The organism is Pirellulales bacterium (assembly GCA_035939775.1).
Taxonomy (GTDB): domain Bacteria; phylum Planctomycetota; class Planctomycetia; order Pirellulales; family DATAWG01; genus DASZFO01.
This window is the reverse complement of the sequence record DASZFO010000231.1, coordinates 1-9,061: the sequence shown is the minus strand read 5'-3', so window position 1 is coordinate 9,061 and position 9,061 is coordinate 1. Positions and strand designations below refer to the sequence as shown.

Below are 9,061 nucleotides of genomic sequence, written 5' to 3'. Positions count from 1 at the left end.
CTGCGGTCGACGCCGAGGCGCGCGTGATGCGTCACGCGCGGATTCTCCGGCCGCAATTCGATCGATTGAACCCATCGCGGCGACTCGAGCTGGATTGGCACGACGAAATTCCGAAACACGTCGCCGCCCCCGCTTGATAGCTTGAACGCAGGGCTTTCCAGCACAAGATCGGGCGTTCCAGTTTGCCAGCCGTCGGTGAAGACAGGCGCTGCCGGTAGCTCGGACTCATCGCCGCGCGGTGCTCCGGCATCCACCCATCCTTGCAGTGTTTGGAGTTCATGGTCGGTGAGGCGCCGCGTGCCGACGAATTGCTCGTCCCCTTGAGTCGGCAGCCAAGGAGGCATAAACCTCTTTCGCGTTACATCGATGATCTGCCGCGCGCGGCGGCGAACGTCGTCGTAACTGAGCAGGCTGAACGGCGCCGCCTCGCCCGGATGATGGCACGCCGCGCATCTTTTGAAGATGATGGGCGCTACGTCACGGGCAAAGGTGACCACACCGGAAGTCGCGTCGAGAGTAGCGCTCGGAATCGTATCGGTGCTTCGCTGGCAGGAGCAGATTGCCACCGCCAGCAGCCCGAAACTGATGGCGGAAAGCCATTGCCGCACGCTATACGGAGATCGAGCGATCAAAAAACGCATAGTCGCCACAAACGGGGCGGGCCAGCCGCGAACTGCCAAGTAAATCAAGCAACTTATCGCGCCCACTGCGAGCAACCCGAGTGCCGACTGTTCGGGCACCACCACTTTGCCGATCGACCGGTCGCTAGTTGCGCGAAACCTCAGCGATGCTACCGCGAGGTCGGACTATCGTCAACAATTCCTGTGCCGCCGGCAGCTCGGACTCGTAACTCCATGCGGAGCCGATCTCTGTTGAAATGCCACGCTCCTTCTACCGGGCAGGATCGTCCTTCCGATGCATAGCACTCAACACGGCCTGGCCATTTGTCGCAAAAGCACTGGGAACGCGCCAGCCGTACACCCGTTGCTCAGCAGCGTACATTAAACGTACTTCTATTCGCTTCCGTTTGCCTACCACGTTTCTGTCTTAGAACGCCTAACAAATCCGGCTGAGAAAAGCGGACAGTCCGCGTTTTGCTTCTTGGATTCCGCAAAAGCTGGACATTCCCCGCCGGATTTGTTCGGCGCTCTCATTAGGCGCCGGATCGATGACTTACGGAACCTCTGCGATTCGGAACATGATTTGCTAGGAATCGAGCGGCTTTTAGTCTGATGATCTCACGAACAGGCTGCGCTCCGATCGATCGTCCTCGCCACTAAAACAGCATATCGTTAGTCTATTGTGAATTCTTTGTTGAATGGATTGTAGCCCTGCTCAGTGACCAGCTAGGCTAGGCAATGCGCGAAGTTATCAGATTGCCCCGGAACTGGATTCTTGCCATGAGGGAAATCGTGTCCGCCGGACTTTGCTCTCATTTCACGCGTCGGTTAGCTTTGTGGTCCGCGGTTGTCGTCGGCTCGCTTACCATTGCTCCAACAGCGCGGGCCGCGTTCCACCTTTGGAACATCAGCGAGTTGTACACGAACAGCAGCGGCACGTTGCAGTTCATCGAGCTGTCCACCACGGCCAGTGGCCAGAGCTTCGTCGGTGGCCACTCAATCCAGATTACCTTTGGAAGCACGCACACGTTCACGATCCCCAGCAATCTGCCGACGTCGCCCGACACCACCAACAGGGAATTCTTGATCGGTACCGCCGGCATCCAAGCGGCGGGCGCGCCGGCGCCCGACTTCATCATGCCCAACGGATTCCTCTTTTCCGGCGGCGGGTCGATCGCCTTCTTCGGCGCCAACTCTGGCACTTACACGGCGTTGCCGACGGACGGGACGATGGCAAGACTGTTTACCGGCGGGACCAACATCGTCAACAATCCCCAGAACTTTGCCGGACAGACGGGCAAAGTGGTCGTGGCAGACGTTTGGACTGGCGCGAGCAGTACGAGTTGGGCCGCCAGCGGAAATTGGAACGGGGCGGTGCCTGGTGCCACCAGCGGCACGACGAATACCGACACCGCTACCTTTAGCCAAAACGCCGCCAATTCGCCGCTTGTCATAGACGCTGGCCGCAACCTGCAGAACATCACGTTCGATACGCCGAACGTCAATTCCCTCATCATCGGCGTCTCGGGAGGTCCGTCCCTGTTGTTGACGGCCGGTGGCACGATTCAAGCGACATCGACAGTGGCCAACGCGGAGACAGTAAACGCGCCGTTAGTGTTGGAAGGGAGCTATGCGTTTACAAGCGGCGCAACGAGCACGACCGCCACGCTGAACTTTGGCGGCGGCATCACGCCGGGTCCGACCACAGGCACCACGACGCTCGCGCTAAACGGTGGCAATACCGGAACGAACACGATCCATGGCGTTTTGGCCGATCACGGCGCGGGGCTTCTGGCGGTGTCAAAGAGCGGCGCAGGCGTCTGGATTCTCTCGGGCGCGAACACATACTCCGGCGGTACGACCGTCACCGCCGGAACTTTGGAATTCGACACGGCGCCGACGTTGAGCAACAATTCGACGTTCCAGATCAATGGCGGCACATTACGGTTCAAGGCCACCTCCGGGGCGGCGAGCGTTGGCACAGGCGCCGCCGCCAACGTAGCGAGCGGCGCGACGTTGGAGTTGGCCGGAAGCGTCGCTGCCCTGGCTTCGGGCTTGAACCGAGTCAATATTTCCAATAGCAGCACTTCCCCGGCCGGGGTTCTCGTTTCCGGAACCAACCAAGTCGTGGGCAACATCGGGGGCACGGGCAGTACGCAGGTCAACGCTGGCAGCAGCTTGACAGCCAATCACATTGTCCAAAGCGCGCTCCTCATTGGAGGCACAGCGACGAGCCCCGCGATCGTGACAATTGCCGCGTCCGACGCTTCGGGGAATCCTATGATCGACATTACTTCGAATTCGCTCTGGGACCCGGCGTCATCCGCTTCAGTCGCGCCCGAAAGCCCGTTTGGAGCCGACGGCATCGTCTCCTCCCCTTTGGAGAATCTTAATGGCGGCGGCGCCGATCAGGCTGCGCTGTCAATGCGGAATCCCGAAGGGGAGAACGACTTTGGATCAGTTCCTGAGCCATCGACCTTGATCTTGCTGGTAATCGGTGGCGTTGCGCTCATCGGCCAGAGAGCGGCTCGACTCGCGGCCGCGCGCTCGTGATCCTTTTGGACTGCCGCCCCCTGGAGGCGCACGCGCGGTGGACGGCAGCATAGAGATTGAGCTATCGTTAACAGCGATCGTAGCAAGTAATTTAGGTTGACTCTAGCGACCGTATGGATTGTGACGATAATAATGACAGGGGCGCGCATTTTGGACACGGATGTCAGCAAAAATGCGAGGACGAGGCAAGACGGACAGACCCCCAACGCGGCGTTTGCCGGGTTTTGTTGTTGGATTGGCCACCTTCGTCTTGGTCTTGATTATCCAGTTGACTCGCGCCGACGAGGTGGACTCTTCCAAGAAGGGTCAGGAAGCCCCCGACGTACCGCAGGCTTCTCAAGCGAAGGCGAGTGACTTGCCGGCAAAGGACGCAAACGGCGGAACCGGCGCGGCTCCAGCCCAAACGTTCGATCCGGCCGTTGTCAGCGTGGGGCAAGCCGCCTTTGAGCGCAGTTGCACGACGTGCCACGATGCCGCTCGCGCCCTCGAACGCACGAAGGATCTTGCTGGCTGGCGCGCTACGGTACGGCGCATGGCCACAAAGCGCGATTCGGATGTAGCGTCAGAGGAGATCGAGCCGATCGCAGTCTACCTTGCCTCCCGCAATGCGACCGCGTCGGGAGGTCAGACCGCAACTGCGCCCGGAAATACTGGCTCCTCCGCCGATGAATCGTCGGTCTCGGCCTTTGCCACTCTGTCGCCGCTTTGGCGGGGCGGCAACAGCCACGTGCAAAACCCCGATTTCGGACCGCTCGCGTTTTTCGGTGCGAGTTGGCAAAGCAAGGTCGTCAGCGCACGCATCACGCTGTGCATCACTTGTCACGGCGTGCAGGAGCCAGCCCAGATCAGTCGAATCGACCCGCTCGAGGTGGCCGTTCGGGTGGATCTGTCGCAATTCCTCGACCCGCACGTGCATGGTATGAAGGGAGGCATCGACGCTGGACGCTTTGTAATCCCGTTCGGGGCCTTCTCGGCGCAAGTCAACCCCGGCCTTTATTACACCGTGTCGCCCCCCCTGATCTTCAATATGGGCGAACGCCTGTTTAACGCGGACCTGGGTTTTCCCGTTTTGCCGATGCCCGATGCTGACGAAGGCGTCAATCTCAACCTGGATATTCCGCTGGGGTGTTGCCGGAGTGGGCCCATCACGGCGACGATCGACACGTACGCCGTCAACGGCCTGCAAGGCAATACTGATGGCATCGATTTCATCCAGACTCGGAGTCTTCTCGACAACAATAACAAAGTGAGCGGCGGTGGGCGGCTCACGTTTGGGGACCCCAACATTCGCTTCGGAACGTCGGTTACTGCCGGCCGCTTCGACGACCCCAACACTTCCGGCTTCCCCGGGGGGCTCGATTACATTATTTACGGCTTCGACGTTCAGGCGCACTACGAGAAACTGATCCGATTCCAGGCCGAGTTCGCCAGGCGCGAGAGCGACCGCGCTGCGTTCGTGAACAACGGATTTGGAGTCATCGCCGAAGCCGTACAGGGATATTACATCGAAGCGGAGGCGCGGCCCTATAACGATTGCCACGTGAGTTTTCTCGTGCGCTACGACTCGCAAAGCCGGCGCAGCCTGCTGCCACCGCCCGGCAGCTCTCTGCCCACGGGGACCTTTGACGTCGAACGGCTGACCGTTGGAATCAATTTCGAACTCTGGCGTCAGAGTCTACTCATGATCGACCTCGAACATTGGCTCTTGCCAGAGCCGAATCAAGCGACTGCTGACGTCGTCGGGGCCCGTTACACGATCACGTTCTAAGAACCTTCGAGCATCTTTGCGGCCATCGCCGGCGTTAGCTGCTTTGGCGGATTCGTGCGATCCTGACAGGCACGATTGAAGTCGTAGCTTCCTGCCGCCATTTCTCGATTCGCACCGGCGCGACGATTCCTGCTTTGCCAAGATTGGCATTCCGGCGGCGAATAGGGTATTGTCTTTGGGACCAACCCATCCATCGCCCTAATCGCCGCGCCGCATGTTATTCCAACTCCAAGACGTGACCAAGACCTACGGTCCGGTGACGGCGCTCGACCAGCTCTCGGTGAGCGTCCCGGCCGGGGCCATCGGCCTGTTGGGACCAAACGGCTCCGGCAAGACGACGCTCATCCGCACCTTGCTGGGGCTGATCTCGATCGACAAGGGCTCGGGGGAAATCCTCGACATGGATTTTCGCCGCCGCCAGCTAGATATCCGGCGCGAAGTGGGGTTTTCGCCGGAAGACGAGTGCCTGTTCCCGCAAGTGGTCGGCGTCGAGTTCGTGGCCTTTGCCGGCGAGCTGGGGGGCATGCCGCGCAAAGACGGTTTGCAGCGAGCCCACGAAGTGCTCGACTACGTTGGGCTCGGCGAAGCCCGCTACCGCAATGTCGAGACGTATTCGACCGGCATGAAGCAGCGGTTGAAGCTGGCCTCGGCCATCATCCATGATCCCAAGCTGCTGATTCTCGACGAACCGACCAACGGCATGGATCCCGCCGGCCGCGAGGAGCTGCTCGAGCTGTCGCGGGATTTGGCGCGCAACAAGGGGATGAGCCTGCTGTTTTCGAGCCATCTGCTGCCCGACGTCGAAGCAGTTTGCGATTATGTCGTCGTGTTGGGCAGCGGGAAGGTGCTGACGGCGGGAAACATTCAACAGCTTAAGCAAGTTCACCGGCAGCGCTTCGAGGTGCGGCTCAAGGCCGAACCGGCGCCGTTCGTCAGCCGATTGGTCTCCCTCGGCTGCTCGGCCGAAACGCGCGACGACATGCTGGTCGTGGAATTGCCGGAAGGACGCTCGCCGCAGATGCTCTGGGAGGCGGCCGCCGCCGAGCGGCAGCAAATCCGCCATCTGCGGCCGCAGCGCAGCACGCTCGAAGAGGTCTTCTTGAAAGCCGTGGAGCAACCCAGTGCCCATCTTTGATCAAGGCTATCAACACTGGTCGGGCGAGTTGTCGGGCCATGCCTGGCGCTGGCTGACGATCGCGCGGCACGGCGTGCGCGTCGGGATGAAAGACCTCTGGGTGCGCCGGGTGCTCACGCTGTCATGGCTGCCAGCACTGGGGCTTGTGTTCGTCTTGTGCTTGTGGGGCTTGCTGGAGCGAAAATCCGATCTCGTCGTTGCACTGCTGGAGCCGTTGCAACGCTTACTTGGAACGCAAGTCGTTGCCGATCCGCGTCATTACCGAATCGAGATTTGGACGCTTTGCTATAGTTATTTTGTCTCGGCGGAGTTGACGTTCTCGATGATCCTGATCGTGCTCGTGGGACGCAATCTGATCAGCCAGGACTTACGATTCAATGCCCTGCCCCTCTATTTCTCGCGGCCCCTGCGCCGGATCGACTATTTCTTCGGCAAGCTCGGCGTGATCGGGGCGCTGCTCGGGATGATCATGGTTGTGCCGGCGTTGATTGCGTATATCCTCGGCATGCTTTTCAGCCTCGATATTACGATTGTTAGCGACACATTTCCGATTTTGCTTGCAGGCATCGCCTATGGAGCGGTCGTCGTCCTTTCCGCGGGCACATTGATTCTTGCCCTTTCCTCGCTGTCGCGAAACACGCGATACATTGCGCTCTTGTGGATGGCAATTTGGTTCGTGAGTGGCCTCGTCGCAACGGCCCTTCAATCAGTGGAGCGCCATGAGCGATTCCAGGAGATTCGATCGGAGCCAATGGACCCCTCCCTTGCACAGGGACAGTTCGACCGACGGCAGGTCTGGGAGGAAGTCGCGAAGGAAGAGCGCGCGGCCTCCGCCACCGACTGGCGACCAATGATTTCCTACACCGGCAATCTATCGCGGATCGGTCGACAATTGTTGGGAACCGACGATCGTTTGGAATCGCTGAGTCAGAACCTTCCGCCCCGTGAACGATTTGCATTCTTACAGTTCTTTTCGGGTCCGCAGTATCCCTGGTATTGGTCGGCCGGTGTGCTGGCCGTGTTGTTTGGACTTTCCGTATGCATTCTGCACTTCCGAGTCAGGTCGTTGGATCGGCTGAAGTGAAATCGATCGTCGCCTTCCACGAAGTCTCCAAGTGGTACGGCAACGTCATCGGTCTCAACAAGTTGACGATCCAGATTTCCGCCGGCGTGACGGGGCTGCTCGGCCCGAACGGCGCCGGCAAATCCACGCTGCTGCAATTGGCGACCGGCCAGCTTTATCCCAGCCAGGGGACCGTGCGCGTGCTGGGCCAAGACGTCTGGAACAATCCCTCGCTGAATCGCTTCACCGGGCTCTGCCCCGAGCAAGACGCCTTTTATGAGTGGATGAGCGGTTGGGATTTCGTGAACACATCGGCGCAGTTGAGCGGCATGAGCCGCCGCATCGCCCGCGAAGCGACCGCGCGCACGCTCGAGGCGGTCGGCATGACCCGGCACAAAGACCGCGCGATCGGCGGCTACTCGAAGGGGATGCGGCAGCGCACGAAGCTGGCTCAGGCCTTCGTCCACGATCCGGAAGTGCTCTTCCTCGACGAGCCGCTCACGGGGACCGACCCCGTCGCCCGGCGCGATCTGATGGACATCATTCAGCGGCTCGGCGCGGAGGGCAAAAGCGTGCTCGTCTCCAGCCACGTGCTGCACGAGGTGCAATCGCTGACGCCGAACATCGTCCTCTTGAACCACGGCCGGCTCGTGGCGGAAGGCCACGTGCGCGAGATCCGCGACTTGATCGACAAGCACCCGCACCATATCGCGATCGTTTGCGATGAATACCGCCGGTTGGCGGCGCGGCTCTTGAGTCTGGACGACGTGGAGGGCGTGCGGGTGCTCGCCGATGAGAAGCGATTGATGGTGGAAACGCGCTCGCCCGATGCCTTTTACAGCCGCTTGCCCGCCCTCTCGCTCGAAGATGGCCTGGCGATTAAGGAAATCTACTCCGACGACGACAATCTCGAAGCCGTGTTCAAATATTTGGTGAGCAAATGACCGGGGCCTCGTCCGACAATCCGCTCGATCGACTCGCGGACGCTTATGCCTCGCCCTGCGGGCAGCGGTCCGCCGGGCTAAATCTGCGCGGGGTCTGGGCGCTCTATGCCCTGACCCTGCGGCAGCACCTGCACGGCAAGCGGTGGATGATCATGGTGCTGCTGTTCTTATTGCCCGCGGCGCTTGCGATCCTCGTTCGCAGCACGGCGCGCGACGCTCCGGGCATTCAGTTGGAATTCGTCTTCGGGTTTATGTTGATCCCGCAGGCTGTCCTGCCGCTGGTAGCCATGATCTATGCGTCGGGAATCATCCAAGACGAGCAGGAAGAGCAAACGATCACGTACCTGTTGATCCGCCCGATTTCCAAAGGGGCGCTTTACATTGTCAAGCTGCTGGCCACCGTAACGACCACAGTTCTGCTAACCGCAGTTTTCACACCGCTGACCTACGCCGCGATTTACGTCGGGGCGGGATCCGGCGTCGAAGACATTCCGCAGCGCTGCCTCAACGCGGTGATGGTCCATTCGCTGGCCGTCGTCGCATATTGCTGCATTTTCGGGTTGTTGAGCCTGCTGACCAAGCGATTCCTGCTGGTGGGAATCCTGTACATCATCGCCATCGAAGGCGTATTGGCGAACTTTCCGTTCGGCATTCGATTGATCACGGTCATCTACTACACGCGGTTGATCGCATATCGCATGATGGATTTCGTATGGCAAAGGCCGTGGGGTCCGATCAACATGGCCGCTGATGCGTGGCAGTTGGATATTGTTAAAGACCCGCATCTCCTCGAGCACCCGGCAATGAAGACTTGCCTGATCGTGCTGTTTGCCGCAAGTATCGTTTGCACCCTGCTGGCAGCCATTATCTGCTCGCAGCGCGAATTCCACGTGAAGACGCCGGAGAAAGCTTAAACGATTGTTAAAGTGTTCTGGTTGATTGTGTGCCATGCCCACGGCTTTGCGTGGGCATGGGACT

At 60.0% G+C, this 9,061-nt stretch carries 7 protein-coding genes; 6 read left to right on the top strand and 1 reads right to left on the bottom strand.

Annotated elements, in window-relative coordinates:
- A partial coding sequence (locus VGY55_14465; protein ID HEV2971174.1) for a cytochrome c occupies positions 1 to 641 on the bottom strand: 641 nt, incomplete at its 3' end.
- 813 nt (positions 642 to 1,454) lie between these two features.
- On the opposite strand from VGY55_14465, the gene VGY55_14460 reads away from it, so the two are divergent.
- The 6 genes from VGY55_14460 (at position 1,455) to VGY55_14435 (ending at position 8,997) form a co-directional block, all read left to right on the top strand.
- Complete coding sequence (locus VGY55_14460; protein HEV2971173.1) at positions 1,455 to 3,173, top strand: autotransporter-associated beta strand repeat-containing protein; 1,719 nt, start codon at positions 1,455 to 1,457, stop codon at positions 3,171 to 3,173.
- A 235-nt stretch (positions 3,174 to 3,408) separates the two neighbouring features.
- Positions 3,409 to 4,941: a hypothetical protein gene (locus tag VGY55_14455; protein ID HEV2971172.1), complete on the top strand. Its 1,533-nt coding sequence runs from the start codon at positions 3,409 to 3,411 to the stop codon at positions 4,939 to 4,941.
- 214 nt (positions 4,942 to 5,155) lie between these two features.
- Positions 5,156 to 6,076 (top strand): ABC transporter ATP-binding protein, encoded by a 921-nt coding sequence (locus VGY55_14450; protein ID HEV2971171.1) that lies wholly within the window; start codon positions 5,156 to 5,158, stop codon positions 6,074 to 6,076.
- Positions 6,063 to 7,160 (top strand): ABC transporter permease subunit, encoded by a 1,098-nt coding sequence (locus VGY55_14445; protein ID HEV2971170.1) that lies wholly within the window; start codon positions 6,063 to 6,065, stop codon positions 7,158 to 7,160. Before VGY55_14450 ends, VGY55_14445 begins: the two co-directional genes overlap by 14 nt.
- Positions 7,157 to 8,083: an ABC transporter ATP-binding protein gene (locus VGY55_14440; protein HEV2971169.1), complete on the top strand. Its 927-nt coding sequence runs from the start codon at positions 7,157 to 7,159 to the stop codon at positions 8,081 to 8,083. The genes VGY55_14445 and VGY55_14440 overlap by 4 nt, the downstream gene beginning before the upstream one ends.
- Entirely contained in the window at positions 8,080 to 8,997 is a 918-nt protein-coding gene (locus VGY55_14435) for an ABC transporter permease (GenBank protein HEV2971168.1), read from the top strand. Before VGY55_14440 ends, VGY55_14435 begins: the two co-directional genes overlap by 4 nt.
- Positions 8,998 to 9,061: the final 64 nt, after the last annotated feature.

Bases quoted from the DNA above. Each gene is read 5' to 3' on its own strand.
- VGY55_14435 (HEV2971168.1), top strand. From the start codon at position 8,080: ATGACCGGGGCCTCGTCCGACAATCCGCTCGATCGACTCGCGGACGCT.
- VGY55_14450 (HEV2971171.1), top strand. From the start codon at position 5,156: ATGTTATTCCAACTCCAAGACGTGACCAAGACCTACGGTCCGGTGACG.